The sequence below is a fragment of the Paenibacillus sp. sgz302191 genome (assembly GCF_057749925.1).
In genome coordinates, this window is record NZ_JBYLHY010000005.1 from 23,427 (window position 1) to 41,402 (window position 17,976).

The following is a 17,976-nucleotide window of genomic DNA, read 5'->3' on the forward strand; positions in this document are numbered from 1 at the left end:
TAGTAAATACCATAAATAGGGTATCATTTCATAAACTTTCTTATGAATCCCCCCTTATCGTAGCACTTAGTTTTGCTATAAATCTTTTTTAGAGTATGCCGCACAGTTGCTTCTGAAATACCTAAACATAAAGAAATATGTATTGCGCTTTCATTATGCAGCCAACCAAATCCAATTTCCTTCTCCCGATTTGTCAGACCATACTGGTCAAAATGTTCATAAATTTTTGCTTTCTTCATGCCAGGATCAGCTAACTGAATACTAAATTCAATATCTGTCACTATCCGCTCCAGCAAAGGAACTATTAATTTTACATCATCTGTAATTGAAACCGAAATCTCCAAATAGCCGCGATTTTGGTCTTTGTGCTTAATCGGAGAACAAATACAATTCCATTTTTCAAAAATTTTTAAGCTATGCTCAAAACCTTTGACGGCCACTAATGAATCCATTTGCATGGCCATTGATATGCCATTTATTCCAGTATGTTCAAGACAAAAAGAAGTTCCAATGCCAACATCTACGGATTCCAAGTAGCTTATGATTGTATCGGGTCCCATAATATCAAGTACCGCACCGTCCTGGTTCGTAAGAATGATTAAATAAAGGCCCGACATTGTTTTTTTTAGCGGACTCACCTCTTCTTGCATGATTGAAACAAGTAATTGTTCTTTCTTTACAAGTTCTTGCCTCTGAAGTTTTCCTATTCGAACTGGAAGTTTGGCAGTGTCTGTCTTTATTCCCGTTCTATTAAACAACTCATTCCACAGATATATTTTCTTTATTTCCACATCGGAAAGATTAATCCATGGTTGTTGTGATACGGCAATTCCAGAAAGGTCAATCATTTGAATCCCCCTTATTAAATTTTACCCCTTATGTGAGCGGGGAGAAGCTGTTAATCAAGTACCTCCTTTGCGGGGAGAAGCTGTTAATCAAGTACCTCCTTTGTAGTAAGTTTTATCTTACAATTATAATAAATAATAGTTAGGTTAGGGCAATAACAGATGACGCCTGTTTAAACAATTGTCAGGAAAATTTTGTATTATACATACATACTATTACTATTCCGGATAATTAAATATAGTAATATATTACTATTTTCCCCTTTTTAAAACTAAAAAAATGTTATTTTATGTAGAATTTTATTGATTAAATAATAATAGCCAAGACATTTGGCCTATATACGAAAAGAAGTTCATGCTTTCACTCGTGAAATAAAATGAACTTGACGATAGACTAATGGTGAAACGTTTGCATTAATTCAGGCAAGGCTGTCTCGAAATTAACGATTAATGTTATTTACATTTTTTTCACGTTATGCTACGTTCAATTGGGGTATTTATCCTTTAAATCAATTCATTTGAAGCGACATCAGTAACAGGCGGAATTAGCAGTAAAACCACACGGGTTCCTCAAGCGTAAGTACAACCGCAAATCATTTCAATCCGCAATCCCTCTCGGCATCCGGAGTCCATGAGGTTAGTTACAACGGAGGGTATCGGAAGGATTCAACCAACATTAAATAACCGTCCTAATGTTTACTATTAAATAAATAAAAAGAGTTCGCCTTTCTGGAGTTCATATCGTCCAAAAGGCGAATTCCTTTTCCCTAGGAGTCAAACAAAATGAATAAGAAATCTTTTTACTTTGCACTAATTGCCGCCATCATCCCCATCTGCTTATCGGGGTGCAATAACAAGGCGAATGATCCTGACGAATACAACAGCGAGACGGACTACCAATATGTTTTTCACGAACAGAATCATAGGGTTCAAACGACGGCCAGCAAAAACGGCTATTACTTTTTAAATGCCAATTATATGTATTATGCCGATAAAAATACGATGAAGCCCGTGCTGCTGGACAATCGTCCAAACGCGGATTGCGACGATACCAAGATCGACGAGAAGCCCAACTGCCGCGCTTATTTCAACATACCGTCAGATAATGGATTTCTTGAGTATCAGAACGGAAAGCTGTATACCCTCCGGCTCAAACCCGGCTTTGAAAAAGAAAGCTCCCAGAAAACGGAGCTTATTGAAGTGTCTCTGGACGGGGCGAAAAGGAAAGAAATAATGACCTTCGATTTCCCGCCGCATGCCATTGCCATTCACAGGGGCGTCGTATATTACTCAACTTCGAGCTACACCAAGCAATCGGAATTAAATTATCAGATTATGAAGTACGATCTCAACGGTGGCATTTTCTCGAAACCGCAAGCCATATATACGGGCAGTCTTGAAGCCGGCCATATATTAGATATCATCCCTTACCGCAACAATGTTTACTTCCACGAGTCTGGTAAAAACATGTACCGTACCATGCGGTATGACCTTAAGACTAGCAACGTCTCGCCCATGTTTGAAAATGCCGACAACGGAAACGCCATAATCTCCGGAATTGCCGGCGATAAGCTATATTTCTCGTATTTTTACGGTGATGAGAACGACAGCCGATCTACAGTTCAGTACTCGTCGGATCTGGAAGGCAAACAAATAGAGGTTGTACCAATAAAAAGGAATTTTCTCACTCATTTATACGCAAGCGGTTCCTTTCTCTATGCACGACCTGTATGGTTTTATCTAAACCGCGAAGAAAATAAACATATTGCTGACGAAATGACCGTATACGATCAAAAATATCAAGTTATCGATAAATTCAATCTTTCGTATCTGCCCTTAGCCCATAGCTTGAATCCCGGGGATGAGCGCTATATGTTTGCCCGGTTTAGGAAGGATGACGCTGATCATTTGCAAATATTGGATAAAAATGACATCGGAAGCGGAAACGCCGCATTCAAACCGTTTATCGAAACCAAAAATCATTAAATTAATTGAGCGCCTATCTGCGGAGGAACATCATGAAGCTGATCGGATACGAATTGTTGAAAATTTGCAAGAGGAAATGGTTTGTCGCCCTTCTTCCACTCTTTTTGGTGGCCAACGCAGCCATTTATTATAAACAGGAGACGACAAATCACGGTTATACGATTGCCAATATCGGCGCTTACCGTGATTGGGAGCAAGCCTACAAGGTGCTGCCGATCCCTATTGCCAGTAAGAAGATCGCACAGCAAAAAGAAGAGTTAAGCACGTTCTCTACCTTGTTCTATGCCGCGCGGGATCCCGAGGACCCCATATTGAAGCAGTTTTCGGAGGATATTAAAAAGAATCGGCCCGAATGGGTACAATCATTCATAAACAGCGAATATGCGAACGACCCCGAGCGGTTGGGCCTGGATTTCTATCTAAGCGATCTGATTTATAAGCAATTCCAGGCAGTCCAGGAACATCGTGACTACATCGGGGGCATGCAGCAGCGGGCTAATGACATGCTCTCCGTATCCATATTTCAAGAACAGAATTCATTTTCATACCGTAATATTATGAAGACGGTTGCCGATTTTCAGCATCTGGAGCAAATTCCGCTTGAAATCGGTCTGGAAACCGGCATCGTATCGAGCACCCGATTTCAGGTCACGGACATTTTGCTGGCGATATTAATGTTTATGCTTTGCATGCTTCTGTTTTTGTATGAAAAAGAAACTGGGCTTGCGCTCCTTATCCGCACCAACAAAAATGGCAGAGCCCGCATCGCGGGGGCCAAGGTGTTCGCATTAACGGCAGTGAGCGCCGTTTTGGCTTTTGTCTTTTACGGAACCATTATAGCCGCGGCCTACCTTTTATACGGATTCGGCGATTTGACGAGACTTGTTCAATCCATGGCTTCATTTAAGCATAGCAACTTGACATTGAACGTCAGCCAATATTTGGCGCTATTTGGGGCCGGCAAAATCGTCATGTCCGTGATTGCGGCCTTGGTTATTGGTGTTTTTTTCGTTGCCTTTCATCACGCAAGCAAAATCTATATGTACCTGTTGGCTTTTCTCGGAGTCAGCTATTTCGCCTATGTGCTTATCGATCCTTTGTCCTCGCTCAACCTGGCGAAGTATGTGAACCTTTTTTCATTTTACGATGTATACGGGTTGATGGCTGAATACAACAATATTAACTTCTTTGGCTTCCCTATCAACCAGATTTGGGTAACCGGAGGCGCCATCGCCGTCCTGCTGCTCCTCTTTCCGGTTGCTATCATTCAAATCTATTCGCGAAAAACCGTCGGGGGTTCCCCCGCATTGTGGGCCGTCATATGGGATAAACGAAGAGCTTTACTTCCCTTGTTCCGCTCCAGGGGTCATGTGAACCTGCTGCGGCACGAGCTGTTTAAGACTTTTGTCACGGGCCGCTCCATACTTGTGATCCTTATCGCTCTCTTTTTCGGGTACAACGCTATCGATTCGCAAGCAATCCGCTTCAATGAAGAGGATGCCATCTATAATACTTACCTGCGTTCTCTGTCCGGTGAACTTACCGCGGAAAAAAAGAATGATATCGAAGCGGAAAAACTCAAGTTCGACGAGCTTGCAAACGCTCAAAAGGAAGTATTCGAGGCTTATTCGGCAGGCAGGATTTCACTGCGCGAGTACACGGAAAAGCTTGCTGACCTAAAACTATTTGCGCTCAAGCGCAAAGCTTTCGATAAAGTATACCGCCAATATGAACATTTGCTGAAACTGCAGCAGGAAAAAGGAATCGACGGGCACTTTGTCAATCAACTTTCATCGGACTATCTGTTCAACAATCATTTCCGCGATATTACCAATAGTATCGTTTACTCTATCCTTTTGACCCTATGTCTTAGCACGATATTTACGATCGAATATAAGACCGGCATTATGGCTATTTTAAGAGCCTCCTCAAAAGGCCGGCTTTCCTTATTTGCAGTGAAGAACATCGTAGCTGCTTTTTGCGCAATATTACTCATGGTTATTATTTATTTACCGCAATACGCAAATTTGCTCATAAGCTATAATCCGATCCGTTGGGATGCGCCGATCCAGAGCATTGCGCTTTACGGAGAGCTTAATTTGCCGGTTGACGTTCGGACGTTTGTGATTGTTGTAAGCTTGCTCCAGTTGCTTGGCGCTTTAGCCATTACACAATGCGCTCTGTATCTGACCCTTCTCGTGAAAAAACAATCCTGGTCGCTGTTCATACTGTCTGCTGCGCTAGTGATACCGTTATTGATCGAATATGCAGGTCTTGACTTTATCCGACTGTTTTCGTTCAACAACTCCAGTCTGTTATTTACTGAGCTCGCAAACGGCAGCCGCCTGCAGCCTACCATCTATTATTTCTGCGCATTATGGGCGCTTGCCGCTTGGTGTATGAGAATGTCATGGCACAAGCACAACGCGACCCCATCGAAAAAAGGGAGTTGATCAAGTGCAGCTTACAATAAATCATGTCAGCAAACACTACAAACAAGGGAAAAAAGCCGCCTTGGACAACATCAATTTGGAGCTTACTCCCGGGGTATACGGCATTCTGGGGCCAAACGGCTCCGGCAAATCGACGCTCATGAATATCATCACGGATAACCTGCTGCCGGATACCGGCGAGGTCAGCTTCAACCATACCCCTATTCGCCGGTTAGATAAAACTTATCGGGAAATATTGGGCTACATGCCGCAGCAGCAAGGTTTGTACGATGACTTTACCGGGCATCGGTTTCTCTGGTACATGGCCGCTTTAAAAGACATGAAAAAAGAAGCAGCAAGGACGCAAATCGATGATTTGCTCCAAATCGTAAACCTGCAGCAAGATGCGCACAAAAAATTAGGCTCCTATTCCGGCGGCATGAAACAGCGAATCATGATCGCCCAAGCGCTGCTAAACGACCCCAAAATCGTTCTGTTGGACGAGCCGACCGCCGGTCTTGACCCAAAAGAACGAATCCGAATACGAAATTTTATCTCGGCAATCTCATCGAATAAAATCATTCTGATCGCTACGCATGTCGTCTCCGACATCGAATCTATCGCCAAGCAGATCATATTTCTGAGGCATGGGAACATTGTACTGCAGAATGACCCGTATTCGCTGCTGGAATGGATGAAGGACAAAGTGTACACGGTATATGTATCGGAGAAGAATCAACTGGAAAGCATTGAACAGCAGTACAAAGTGAGCAATATTACCAACGAAAAAGAAGGCATCTGCGTCCGTATCGTAGGCGATCATCCGCCGGAGAATCTAGCCGCGACACCCGTCAAGCCGAACCTGGAAGACGTCTACTTGTATCTCTTCGAGCAAGAGAATGTCAGCGGTTCGACGGTGTCGTTATAGTGTTAACGTGTGGCTTGCCGCCGCTTTTATGCGCTATGGCAGGGGCTCATTCTGCTCTAAGTGCTTGTAGTTTTGTGGGTCATATTTGCCTTGAGGCGGGAACTGATACCAGCTATTTGATGAGGAAGAATACGAATATAGATAGGCATAATTCGGTTCATCTTTGAAAGTAACATATACAGGGTATTTAGGAAGAGCACTTAGTTCACACTTGATGCTTAATATCTCATCATCTTTATACCCTTTTGAATATATTAAATAATCCTGCATCTTCTTTTCCAGCTGAGAAATATCAACTCTAATCTTTATGAAAATACCCAGAATTGACAGTAAAATCAGCATAAGAATCGATAACACAACTTTTCTTTTGAGCAAAACCACCACCTCTTCAGGCTAAATTACACCTTCTTTATGAATCAGTACATTTATAACACCCCGCAACCGGACCAACCGGCACACTAGAGGAACCCGTAACCCCTTGCCCCATAAGGGTTATTTGCGCCGCATAAAAAAGGAACCCAGCCATCGGGGCATGGGTTCCGAAATTTTAATGATTTTCAGGTTCTGTTCAATAAGGAAAACTGAGGCGCAAAGCCTTGTGTAATAAAGGATTGATCGATTTTCTGAAAATGAACGAATTTCATTTTCATTGCGCCGCGGAAAGCCAAGTATCTCATTCCCTACCAGAAACCCTACCAAAGTCTTTTAGTTTTTTTGTAAGCAGAACCATTCAGCAAGTCAATTGAAATAATGCAAGGCTTCTAAAAAAAAAGCTTGTGACTAAAAATTTGATTTCTACTCACCCACATAGTTTAAATATTCAAGAGGGTAATTTTTTAATTCTTCAAATATAGTAAGAAACAACTCTTTTCTTGACACAATATCATATGGAATTAATGAATTATCATTAAAATACTTATCCACTGATTCAACAAACATATCTTTGAGATTGTTATTGGGTTCACCCTTACTCTTATACTCAGTAATATCATCATATTCTATTATTAAATCAACTGAGTTATTTATTTGATCTAGACTTTGCTCACTAATGCTTGAAGTACTAGGTTCACCGATAACTAAGCAAGTCCATCTGCCATTTGAAAACTCTTCTCTTATATTTATTTTGAAATCATACCGCAACCTCTGCCTGTTTTCCTCAAATAAGTAATGATATCTATCGGTGTGAATATATATTCTTCTTGAATTCGACCAGTATTTGATATCCAGCATAATATCGTTTTCGTAGAGTACATTTTTTAGTTCATTTAAGTTGGAGAGGTTCTCCCCATTTGCAAAACTAACTCCTTCACATTCTGCAATATCAAAAGGATAGGTAATGTAATCCTCATCAGTACTGCAATAAACTTTAACTAATTTCTTTAGCCCCAATTTGTTAACAAATCTCGAATGAGGCAAACAATAACCATCCTTAAGAAATACTCTTCTTCCTTCACCCCAGTTATATTCATGATTTGTAAGTAATGGATGTGTAAGGCTATGTATGAAGTAACTATTTGATTCTTTTTTTACCTCTTCAATATGAGTAACTAATTCGAGAATTATTCCTTTATAGATATCTTTTAAAAGTTCATCCTCAAAAGACAATTGCTCCTCAACATTATTCCTATTTAAACTTAAAGGTAAAACTCCGTTGTTATCAGTTATAAGTAGTGTTGGTAGGTTTCTGCCTAACGGATATCTATATCTTGAAACTGAATAACCACTCGGAATCAAAAAACCATTACAAACTAATTTATAATTATTATAGTCTTTACTATATGACCACTTGACTCCACTATAATCTGATACATTTAGATTGTGCCAATATTCATCTTCTTCATTTATTTTTTTGCCCTCAACAAACTTCCAATCTTCCGGAATATTAATATCAATTCTAGGCTCAGAGTAGACAAACCATTGATTCCACGCAGGGACATTCCCTGAATTCCTAAACGCTTCTGCATATTGATTCATGTATCTGTATCGCACATTATTTATACTCCATGACTTAATTGATTGATTCTTCAGCAATTTCCATATATTTTCTGATAATTTAATAATTATTGATGTACCAACCTTACACTGTACTTTTTTCACTTCAATTTGATTCTCATCAATCTTCGCTTTAAATGTATACCCAGTTTTTGAATCTAAATTCTTAGTAGTAACGGATATTTCATTTCCAAGCAAAAATGCAGCTAAGACACCTACTCCAAACTTCCCACTTCGAACTATGCTAGAATTTCCATTAAGATCACTAAATGTCTCTAACCATTTTGTACTTTTCCTAAATGAGGCGCCTGCCTTAAAAAAATAATTAATAAGTGTTTCATGTGACATTCCAATACCATTATCATTTAATGAGAAATAATACTCACCCTCATCCTCATAAAAAGAAATCTCAATATTTGAGCTATAATTTTCATAAGAATCATTTTCCCTCAATTTAAGAACAAACTCATGTTCTTTACATCCATCTATAGCATTCTGTAACATCTCTCTTATACCATATGAAGGATTTTCGCCATAAAGTGGGGCAATTAAATGTCGCAACACTCCCGAATCGGTAGTAAAGAAGATTTTTTCTGGAATAAAATCAATACTTTCATTAAATTTTTTTTCGAATATGTTAGATTGAATTCTTCGAAGTCCAATTTTTAAGTCTCTTAGACCATCATATCTTCCATAAACTTCACCAAGTATCGCCCAACTCTTATCCAACTCATCTTGTATACCTGTTAATAATGAATTTAGTTCCAGATAAATTTGACTTGATGTTGGCTTTGCCTGAATGTACAGTGTCTCGGGGTCTAAATGATTTTTATGACAGTTTTTAATACAATCATGCAACCTCCACTGCAACTTTGAGAATGGGCTTGAAAACTCCTTAATTCTCGTGGCTTTCTCTGGAGCTCTTTCAGAAGTAATATCTAAGTAATCGGCTAACCGTAATAAAATCATTATAAAAACAACCTTGATTTTGTAAGGTTCTAAAATTTCAAAGAAATTATCTTTTAGATAGGGTAATGTTTGACGTATATTTAAACCGTGACTCCTAGCTATAAGTCCAATTAGGTCTTTTATGTCATCGTCACATTCATTATTGATAAGTTGAATCTTTTTATTATTTGGTCCAGGAAAACCAAAAACTGCAATCTCATGTGCTAATCGTGCATGGTTTTTTCTTAAGAATTCTCCTATAAACTTTTTATTATATTCGGTCAACATATTTTTATCATTTGGGGGTGCTTCAATATTTATTACTTTACCGAAAATACTAATTAGTTGCTGCTCATTCCACCTCTTCGCTTGGTTAACATACCTTTCCCATTCTTCTGACCAAGAAAGTTCATCAAACTCTGAAATTTTCTCGTTTTGCGATAATAAGCTTAAAAACCCTTCATAGGTAATATGCATGCCTAAATCATGCAGCAATATAGACAGTACCAGTGCTAAAATATCATAGGCACCGATTTTTTGAAGTGTAAATTTATCTTCTGAGATGAGCCATTCTGATACTAGTAAAACCTTCTCAAAATGATCGAGATCATGTTTGGTATACTCGCTAAAAAATTCCAATTTACTCTCTTTTATGATAGGTTCAATATTACTAATAGCACCGAACAATATGGCATTGCAATTGTCATCTTTTTTTATAATATCCCTAAAAATCTCTGGTAACTGCATTCTTGCACCAACCTTTTTATTATTAAAAGCTTCAAAAAAACAGCTGATCGCACTCCACCCGGTAGAATGATTGCATTATTTCTTAAATCGCTTCTGAGATTGAGAATAGAAGTATTCCTCGGAAACTCCAAGCTATACAGACTGAGTTTTCATTCCAAAGAGTCTGCTACTTAATTTGACGACAATTGATCTGGTCTGGAATTATCATCTGAAACGCTCCAAAAACCAAATCGCATGCCATAGAATTGGAAATATGAGCAATGAAATCCATTGATTATAAATTAAATTCGTTAGAAAAACTATCCCTCCCGACAATAGAAGAAGCGTAACATGAAGATATAGGGTACGCATTTCATAACGAAAGACACTAGGAAAAAGGCGGGCCGAGAAGGTTCTAAAAGCACAATGGCAACAAGTTAGTAGAAAATAGAGTACAACAAATGAGGCATGCCCACGTCTTTCATCATTTCCGAACAGACCAAGATAGGATTCATAAATTCTAGAAAGTACTAGTAATGCCCAACCTGAAAATACTAGCCAGCAAAAAGTTAGTGCAATCAGAAGAGCACTTGCAAGTCTCAATCCAAAAAATCGTTCTCTTCGAGCAAGAGCAATATTGTTACGAAAAATATGTACGCTGGTACATATCGAATTATAAAACTGAACGAAATTCTTAGTAGTAGTAGAAGGAGCAGTACGTAATTGGTCTATCAGCTTGCAATATATTATACTCAGTCCTCTCCATCGTTTCCTTAGCCAACCAATCCGTTTAGAGCGAATTGTATCCAAAAAGGGAACAAAAGAGTGAAGAAAATAGTGTCCATTAATTGAACCCCGTATTGAGCCACCCCCGTGATAGATCGCCTGGCGAAGTAGTACAAGCATCTCTGAAGTGGGCATACTAAGACTGGCACATGCTCGATCGAACAAAAGTTGCCCTTTGCTCTTACTAGCTGCTTCTCTGTATTTGATAATAAGGATAGGAATTGTTGTTCCAAGAGAAAAAGGCAAAATAACATATTTTAAAGTTTGCTCATAAAACACTTTAAACCCTTCCTCGTTCTTAAGTTCTGAATAAAACAAAAATTCTTTCAGATTCCCATTGTTGTTCTTTAAATAGCTGAACAGAAATTCTGATACGGGAACGGCAGCAAGTAGTCCGATCACGGATATCGCCCCGTAGATGACGGTGATTGTCTCCAGAGCAAGTCTACTTTTTTCTAATTTATAAACAGGTTGGATCATCGCAAATAGTAATTGATAAGCAAACGAATATGCGAAATTATAAATGGCAAATCTCTTATCTGTTCCAGATTCAATAAACATATACACATAGCTATCAAAAGAACTGTTCATAATCGTTAAATAAGGAGCCCCAGTTAACTTGGATAGAACCTTGGCTGCTGAATCTAAGACATGCAATAAGAGCGAAAGAGAAATGAATGGACTAGTCAAGGACAATATAGGTATAAGCCAGCGACGACGCTTTAGAACAAGAAAAATGAACGCATAGAATAGAAAACCGAGCCATCCTGCAACAACCATATCTTCAAAAAGCCATCTCTCGATAGAATTTTGCCAAGTTAATGAGGAACTAGATCGACCACCTATCCAATGCAAAATGACTATCAATATAATAATGTAATTAAAAATCAGAGAGACTATTTTTCGAAGCAACCTCTTTCTCGCTTTTAAATCCGTGCTCGTATCCTCGATTCCTATAAATCTACTACTTTTAATATTTTTATAAAGCCGATAAACTAACCTAGTTTTAACAGTAGTAATTCTAAAGTAGGGAATAAAAAGTAATAGAGCTAAAAGTGATCTCATCGGCCAGGGTAGAAGCGCAGGTAATATAGCAAAAAGAATAAGTATATTCACAACGAATAAATGCCAGAGTACACTCCTATTGCGATTTATGATTAAGGCCCATGCCGCACGATTACGATAAAACCGTCGTAAAAAGCTTGCAGTTGAATTAATCAAGGATCTTATCTCCAAAGCTGTGCCTCCAATTTAATATTTCAAATCATTTCTATACCATAGTTCTGAAGTACTGAAAGTACATTACTTTAGAATTCGACACTTTCCTTTATTTCCCTTTCCAAATAAATACTTCAAACCATGAAGTAACATCGTTATTTATTTGTTAAATAATAAGATTAGCTTCTTCGGTGAATACTTCGGTGCCACAGAGCCACTGAGTTAATGAATGAGGCTTTGCTGGACCATGGAAAAGTGTGGACCCATGAAGGACGACAATCAAGGCTAAAATGAACGCTTCGCGACCTTGACTGGCTTACTTGTATGGATTGCAAAATTGTCGAAATTTGTGGTGGTTCCCCCCACTAACACAGGGCTCTATTTCATTAATATCGTGGCTCTTACTCATTAGCCTATTGGCTCTGTCGCGTCGAATTAATCACTTCGGCGGTTAGCGTGATGTAATTGTTAATACTGGTAATAAATAGACCAGGAAGACGGGGTGGTTTCATATGTTATAGAAGTAAAGGACATGGAAACGGTGTTCCTTATACCTGAACCATAGTATATCGCTGAGTGTCAGTTTGATGAAAAGCAGAAGCAATTGGATGTGTTTGTTAAATTCCGAAAAAGAGCGACGTTTTTTCTTGTTCCAATTGCGGTACGCCGAATCAACAAGTGTATTATATCACACGGACCGCAACCGAACATGGAGGCGTCTAAACTTTTTAGAGTAACCTTGTGATATCCATGCAGAAATACCACGAACGGATCGCAAGCAATGTAATCATAAACAAAGCGTAGACGCGCCTGGGGCCATTAAACTACGAGCTTCGTTGATGACGATTTTTGATGTTTTGATTATCGCTTTGGCAAAAGATGCCAATGAATACTGTAAGCCGCTTGGTTCACGAAGAGGACAAGACACTATGCGTATCCTAATAGTTTACTTGCTGAATGGCAAATTTAACTTTGCTCTGGAGCAATAAAAAAGAATTAGTAGCAGTGTGGCATCTCGCTCTCAGTTGAACCAATTCCCACGTCCGATTTTCAAAAATTTTTTTGGAAATTCATAGTGCAGATTTTATGTCAATCCACTAGCAATGTCGAAGAACAAAAAAAAAGGAACCCAGCCAACGGGGCCAGGTTCAAAAGTTTATATATTAAAAAGGGGGTCTTGTTTATTATATTACCTCACTTACATTATGAAACCATAACAAAAATATTTCATTTGTGTAACAAAATTGGAAACGCATTCATAAATTGGTCCTGTAAAATTAACGGTTGCGCCTTGGCGTGAAGTGGCATATACTGAAATTACTTAATTAGAATTATTCTAAATAAGAGAGTAATTCTCATTCTCATTAAGGCCAACAAGGAGGGCTCACATATGGTTATCGAATATGATTACCACCATCTCCACCACGTCAAAGAACAAAGCAAATCCAGAAAAACGTTATGGGTGACGCTGATCCTGACTGCCTTTTTTACAGCTGTCGAAATTGTCGGGGGACTCCTATCCAACTCTCTGGCGCTGCTCTCGGATTCCGCTCATATGATCTCCGATGTCATCGCTCTGGGGCTCAGCATGTTCGCTATCCATCTGGCGACCCGGCAGCCGAATGCCCGGTTCACGTTCGGTTTTTTGCGATTTGAGATTATCGCTTCCTTCCTCAACGGTCTGGCGCTGTGTGTCATTTCGCTCGGCATTTTCATTGAAGGGATTGGGCGTATCGTCCATCCGCAGCCGATTAAGCTGGGGCTTATGCTCGGCATCGCCTCCATCGGTCTGGTCGTGAATCTTGTGCTTACGCTTGTGCTCCACAATAGTGTGAAAGAAGAAGAGAACCTGAATGTGAAAAGCGCGCTCTGGCACTTCATCGGCGATCTGCTCAGCTCTGTCGGAGTTATCGTCTCCTCGGTCATTATTTATTTTACCGATCTGCTCTGGGTTGATCCGCTGATCAGTATCGTCATCGGGGGCATTATTTTTGTCGGCGGCAGCAAAATTATTAAAGAGTCTTACCTGATTCTGATGGAATCCGTTCCGGAACAGTTCGATCTCGATGAAATCCGCGGCAATATCCGTCGGGTCGAAGGCGTGGAAGATGTGCATGAGATGCATTTATGGTCGGTTTCTACGAACCACTACTCGCTGACTGCGCACATTTTTACCGATCCTGACGTTCAGCCTTACTGCATCGTTTTGGCGATTAATGAAATGCTGAAGGCCAAATACGGCATCGAGCATGCGACCATTCAGATCGAGAATGCCAATATTAACCCGCACGGGGAGTACGGCAGGGAGTTTTTGAAGCATAAGGAAGAGGCTCTTTTAAAAGGCGAACGCGCGTAAAAATAAAGGCCGTTTCAGTTCCGCCAGTTCGCGGGCGAAACGGTCTTTTTTTCATGTGGCTGTAGATTGGCGGGCCATCAGCTTGAGCGGTATGGACAGTTCGTGCCCCGTTTCCGGCAAGTGGGCGTCCAGCAGCTTCATGGTTTCGGCGTTCATTTCTTCCCCGATCTGTTTCATGAGAAAAGAGGCCACAAGGTGCGTTTGCAGCTCGACGGGCATATGAAAGCTGGTAATCGAGGGATAGCTGACCTCGGCAAAAAATTCGTCGTCCATGCCGAGGAGCTGCACCTCTCCCGGCACGCGGATGCGCCGAGCATGGCACACGGACAAAATTTCCAAAGCCAGCGCATCGTTGAACGTGTAGATGCCGAGCGGCCTTCTTCCGCCGCTGAGCCGCAGCGCTTCGTCCAGGATGCCTTCGACGCCGAGCTCCCCTGCATCCAAAAGCGCGTGCACGCAGTCCTCCCCGCAGTCCCGAATACCTGCGGTAAAGCCTTGTATGCGCTGATCGTTGGCGCCCAAGCCGTTACGTCTTCCCGCATAGACGATAGCGCGGCAGCCGCTGCCGTACAAATGCTGCGCCGCTTCCGCGGAAGCTCCGGCGAAATCCAGATTGATCGCCATTTTCACGATATCGCTCGGCCAGCCCCAGCCGTTGAAGACGACGAGCGGCGTGCCTTCGCCGACGACTTGGCTCGTCGATTCCATGCTCATCGCCAAGCCGTGGCATACGAGCCCGTCCACCCTACGCTGCAGCAGCAGCTCAAGGTGTCTTTTTTCGATTTGCGGATTCATACCTGCGGCGGAAAATACGGATAAATGGTAGCCGAAGCCAAACACCTTCTGCTCGAGCATTTCGGCAAAGCGGCCGTAATAGCCGCCAAAATGGGGAATGATCAGCCCCAGCTCATACGATCTGCGGCGGCTCAAATTCGCGGCCAGCGCATTCCGGCGATAACCGAGCTGCCGGACGGCCTCTTCCACTTTGCGTATGGTATCCTGGGCCATCGGCACATTTTTGCGGTTCAGCACGTTGGAGACCGTCGCTATGGAAACGCCCGCTTCCCGGGCCACGTCGACGATCGTAGGCTGTCTATGTTTGCTCATCGGATTCCTCTCTCATTCATGTTGCAGCTTTTGAACTCATTGTATCGGGAAGCCCAACCCTCGTCAATCGAGGCGCATTCCGATATAATGAAGCCACTACATATAAAGGAGATACGTTCATGTGGTTTCTTGCAGCCGTAGCCAGCGCTGTTCTGTTCGGCCTGACCGGCTTTTTTATGAAAGCGAGCCAAATGCGCCAAGGCTCCGCAACTTATCTGCTGCTCGGGCTGTACATTACAGGCACGATAGGCTTTTTCGCAGGCAGCTTGTGGGAAGGCTCCTTGCACCTCGGAGATTGGCGGCTGTGGGCGGCCGGAATCGTCATCGGCATAGGCTCGGGCTGGGGCAATGTCGTCTTTATGAAAGCGCTCGATCATGGTCCGGCGAGTTTGACCGCTCCGCTAATGAACCTGAACATTGTGCTCGTCATTCTCATGTCCCTTTGGATCTACGGGGAAAGCATCAGCGCCATCGAAATCGGCGGAGTTGCGCTGCTGTTCGCTTCGGCCGTGCTCGTTTCCATCCGGTTGAAAGAACCGCTTACGATCAAAGAGCGCATATGGTTCGGGCTCGTCGCCCTGGGCGGGCTGCTGTTCTTTTTCCGCAACGGAGGGTTGAAGGTCACCGCTGAGCTGGGGCTGGCGGGTACGCCGATCCTTTTCATCAGCTATCTGCTCTCGGCCGCATGGTTCGCCTTCGCCGCCGCCCGGGAACGACAAAATCCCGCACAGCACGCCCATATCGCAGCAGTAAAAGCAAACAATACATCACGCCGTACAGGACTCATATGGGGACTGATTGCGGGCTGCTTCTCCTACGGAGGCCTGCAGTTGTACGCCGCTGCGCTGGAAACCGGCCCCGGCTCGATTGCCGCGCCGATTTTTTCCACGTACGGGCTCGTCGTTGTCGTCGGCTCCGTTCTCGTCTACAAAGAGAAGCTCACGAAGCTGCAGAGCCTCGCGCTTGCGCTGCTTTTTGCGGGCCTCATTTTGGTCAAAATGTAGCCATCATTCCGTCATTCCTCATGCCGCTGCTCGCCGATGAGCGCAATAATTTCCTTTTTCAGCTTGATAAAAGGTTCCGAATCCTTCGCGTCGCCGGCGCTGCGCAAACCGGGAGGCACTGCGATTTCCTTGCGGATCGTGCCGGGATGCGCCTGCATCACGTACACCCGCTGCGACAGGAAAATCGCCTCCTCGATGTCGTGGGTGATGAAGACGACGGTCGTCTTCTCTTTCTCCCAGATGCGGAGCAGAAGCTCCTGCATCGTGCTTTTCGTCTGCGGATCGAGCGCGCCGAACGGCTCATCCATCAGCAGCACTTCCGGGTTGTTCGCCAACGCCCGGGCGATGGCGACGCGCTGCTTCATGCCGCCGGATAGCTCCTTCGGCAGCGAGCGGGCGAAGCGCTTAAGCCCGACAAGCTCCATGAAATGGTCGGCGATCGCGCGCTTTTCAAAAATCGGCACGCCTTTCAGCGTCAGGCCGAATTCGATGTTTTCCCGGACCGTCAGCCACGGAAACAGCGTATACGTCTGGAACACCATGCCCCGGTCGGCGCCGGGGCCGTCGATTTCCTGCCCGGAGATGCTCATCGAGCCGCTCGTCATCTCCTCCAGCCCTGCTATGATGCGCAGCAGAGACGATTTGCCGCAGCCGGACGGGCCGACGAAGCTGACGAACTCATGGGCTTCGGCATGAAATGAAACCCGGTCCAGCGCGAGGAACTGCGATTTTTTGGTGCTGTACGTTTTGCTGACATCGATAGCTGTAATTTTATTTTCCCGAACCGGCTCGGGCTTAATGGAATGCACGGCATGCAGCATATGTTAGCGGCCCCCTTCCTGCCATGGAAAAAATCTGCGATGGCAATAGGCAAATGTTCTATCCGTCAATAGGCCAAGGAGCCCGATCGCGATGATGCCTACGAAAATAATGTCCGTATTCAGGAACCGCTGGGCTTTCATAATGGAAAACCCGAGGCCGCTGCTCGCCGCAACGAGCTCCGCCACGACGAGATAGGTCCACGCCCAGCCGATGATAAGTCGCATCGTATTCATCAAATCCGGCAGCAGTGCCGGAATGAGCACTTTCTCGATGACCTGCCGGCGGTTCGCTCCAAGCGTATACGACGTTTGCAGCAGATCGTTCGATACCGCACGGGTGTTGTCGGCGACCATCAGCATGAGCTGGAAAAAGCAGCCGATGAAAATGACGAGAATTTTCGCCGCTTCGCCAATCCCCGCCCACACCATGATGAGCGGAATGAACGCCGTGGCCGGCATGTAGCGGATAAACTCGGCCGCCGGCACGAACAGCGATTCGGCGAAACGGAAGGTGCCGGCGAGAATGCCGAGCGGAATGCCGATGATGCACGCCAGCAGGAAGCCCATGCCGACGCGGTAGATGCTGATGCCCACATGATGCCAAAACGTGGCCGTCTGCACTTGCGCAGCGAACTGGCTCAGCACCTGGCCGGGAGTCGGCAGGAAGGTGCGGTTCACGAGTTCCCCGTAGCTGAGCACGCTCCAAAGCACGAGAAACGCTGCAGCGACCAGCACGATGCCCGACATGTACGCTTTGCGGCTGATGTCCCCGCGTATGGCAAACAGGGAGGATCTGCGTTTCTTTTTTACCGTTGTGTTCATACGAA

Annotated in this window: 13 protein-coding genes; 6 read left to right on the forward strand and 7 right to left on the reverse strand. The window is 43.4% G+C overall.

The window, feature by feature from the left end:
• Positions 1-23: 23 nt before the first annotated feature.
• A complete protein-coding gene (locus tag AC3G2T_RS08670) occupies positions 24-848 on the reverse strand; it encodes a helix-turn-helix transcriptional regulator (protein WP_488435177.1) in 825 nt (274 codons plus the stop codon).
• 780 nt (positions 849-1,628) lie between these two features.
• On the opposite strand from AC3G2T_RS08670, the gene AC3G2T_RS08675 reads away from it, so the two are divergent.
• From AC3G2T_RS08675 to AC3G2T_RS08685, 3 genes are read left to right on the forward strand one after another with little or no spacing between them, the layout of a single operon-like run.
• The gene (locus AC3G2T_RS08675) at positions 1,629-2,831 is read left to right on the forward strand and encodes a hypothetical protein (RefSeq protein ID WP_488435178.1); all 1,203 of its coding nucleotides are present in this window, start codon (positions 1,629-1,631) and stop codon (positions 2,829-2,831) included.
• A 32-nt stretch (positions 2,832-2,863) separates the two neighbouring features.
• Positions 2,864-5,284, forward strand: a complete 2,421-nt coding sequence (locus AC3G2T_RS08680; RefSeq protein WP_488435179.1) for a hypothetical protein — start codon at positions 2,864-2,866, stop codon at positions 5,282-5,284.
• A gap of 4 nt (positions 5,285-5,288) precedes the next feature.
• Complete coding sequence (locus AC3G2T_RS08685; protein WP_488435180.1) at positions 5,289-6,191, forward strand: ATP-binding cassette domain-containing protein; 903 nt, start codon at positions 5,289-5,291, stop codon at positions 6,189-6,191.
• Positions 6,192-6,224: 33 nt separating this feature from the next.
• Here AC3G2T_RS08685 and AC3G2T_RS08690 read toward each other — a convergent pair whose 3' ends face one another.
• From AC3G2T_RS08690 to AC3G2T_RS08700, 3 genes are all read right to left on the reverse strand, one after another.
• A complete protein-coding gene (locus tag AC3G2T_RS08690) occupies positions 6,225-6,566 on the reverse strand; it encodes a DUF3139 domain-containing protein (RefSeq protein WP_488435181.1) in 342 nt (113 codons plus the stop codon).
• A 420-nt stretch (positions 6,567-6,986) separates the two neighbouring features.
• On the reverse strand, positions 6,987-9,878 hold the full coding sequence (locus AC3G2T_RS08695; RefSeq protein ID WP_488435182.1) for an HD domain-containing protein: 2,892 nt from the start codon (positions 9,876-9,878) through the stop codon (positions 6,987-6,989).
• 204 nt (positions 9,879-10,082) lie between these two features.
• Positions 10,083-11,879, reverse strand: coding sequence for a hypothetical protein (locus tag AC3G2T_RS08700; RefSeq protein WP_488435183.1), 1,797 nt, complete (start codon positions 11,877-11,879; stop codon positions 10,083-10,085).
• Between the two features lie 821 nt (positions 11,880-12,700).
• Between AC3G2T_RS08700 and AC3G2T_RS08705 the strand changes: the two genes are divergently transcribed.
• Together AC3G2T_RS08705 and AC3G2T_RS08710 are read left to right on the forward strand one after the other, a co-directional pair.
• Positions 12,701-12,850 carry a hypothetical protein gene (locus AC3G2T_RS08705; protein WP_488435184.1) on the forward strand — a complete coding sequence of 50 codons (150 nt, stop codon included), beginning with the start codon at positions 12,701-12,703 and terminating at the stop codon, positions 12,848-12,850.
• 401 nt (positions 12,851-13,251) lie between these two features.
• Positions 13,252-14,217, forward strand: coding sequence for a cation diffusion facilitator family transporter (locus AC3G2T_RS08710; protein ID WP_488435185.1), 966 nt, complete (start codon positions 13,252-13,254; stop codon positions 14,215-14,217).
• 51 nt (positions 14,218-14,268) lie between these two features.
• Here AC3G2T_RS08710 and AC3G2T_RS08715 read toward each other — a convergent pair whose 3' ends face one another.
• Positions 14,269-15,324: a LacI family DNA-binding transcriptional regulator gene (locus AC3G2T_RS08715; protein ID WP_488435186.1), complete on the reverse strand. Its 1,056-nt coding sequence runs from the start codon at positions 15,322-15,324 to the stop codon at positions 14,269-14,271.
• A gap of 119 nt (positions 15,325-15,443) precedes the next feature.
• On the opposite strand from AC3G2T_RS08715, the gene AC3G2T_RS08720 reads away from it, so the two are divergent.
• Positions 15,444-16,328, forward strand: a complete 885-nt coding sequence (locus tag AC3G2T_RS08720) for an EamA family transporter (protein WP_488435187.1) — start codon at positions 15,444-15,446, stop codon at positions 16,326-16,328.
• Positions 16,329-16,339: 11 nt separating this feature from the next.
• Here AC3G2T_RS08720 and AC3G2T_RS08725 read toward each other — a convergent pair whose 3' ends face one another.
• Both AC3G2T_RS08725 and AC3G2T_RS08730 read right to left on the reverse strand, forming a co-directional pair.
• Complete coding sequence (locus tag AC3G2T_RS08725; protein WP_488435188.1) at positions 16,340-17,149, reverse strand: ABC transporter ATP-binding protein; 810 nt, start codon at positions 17,147-17,149, stop codon at positions 16,340-16,342.
• A gap of 3 nt (positions 17,150-17,152) precedes the next feature.
• Positions 17,153-17,971: an ABC transporter permease gene (locus tag AC3G2T_RS08730; RefSeq protein WP_474680137.1), complete on the reverse strand. Its 819-nt coding sequence runs from the start codon at positions 17,969-17,971 to the stop codon at positions 17,153-17,155.
• Between the last annotated feature and the right edge of the window lie 5 nt (positions 17,972-17,976).

Excerpts from the sequence above, each read along its gene's own strand:
- AC3G2T_RS08670 (WP_488435177.1), bottom strand. The coding sequence starts at position 848 with ATGATTGACCTTTCTGGAATTGCCGTATCACAACAACCATGGATTAAT.
- AC3G2T_RS08675 (WP_488435178.1), top strand. The coding sequence starts at position 1,629 with ATGAATAAGAAATCTTTTTACTTTGCACTAATTGCCGCCATCATCCCC.
- AC3G2T_RS08680 (WP_488435179.1), top strand. The coding sequence starts at position 2,864 with ATGAAGCTGATCGGATACGAATTGTTGAAAATTTGCAAGAGGAAATGG.
- AC3G2T_RS08695 (WP_488435182.1), bottom strand. The coding sequence starts at position 9,878 with ATGCAGTTACCAGAGATTTTTAGGGATATTATAAAAAAAGATGACAAT.
- AC3G2T_RS08705 (WP_488435184.1), top strand. The coding sequence starts at position 12,701 with ATGACGATTTTTGATGTTTTGATTATCGCTTTGGCAAAAGATGCCAAT.
- AC3G2T_RS08710 (WP_488435185.1), top strand. The coding sequence starts at position 13,252 with ATGGTTATCGAATATGATTACCACCATCTCCACCACGTCAAAGAACAA.
- AC3G2T_RS08715 (WP_488435186.1), bottom strand. The coding sequence starts at position 15,324 with ATGAGCAAACATAGACAGCCTACGATCGTCGACGTGGCCCGGGAAGCG.
- AC3G2T_RS08720 (WP_488435187.1), top strand. The coding sequence starts at position 15,444 with ATGTGGTTTCTTGCAGCCGTAGCCAGCGCTGTTCTGTTCGGCCTGACC.
- AC3G2T_RS08725 (WP_488435188.1), bottom strand. The coding sequence starts at position 17,149 with ATGCTGCATGCCGTGCATTCCATTAAGCCCGAGCCGGTTCGGGAAAAT.
- AC3G2T_RS08730 (WP_474680137.1), bottom strand. The coding sequence starts at position 17,971 with ATGAACACAACGGTAAAAAAGAAACGCAGATCCTCCCTGTTTGCCATA.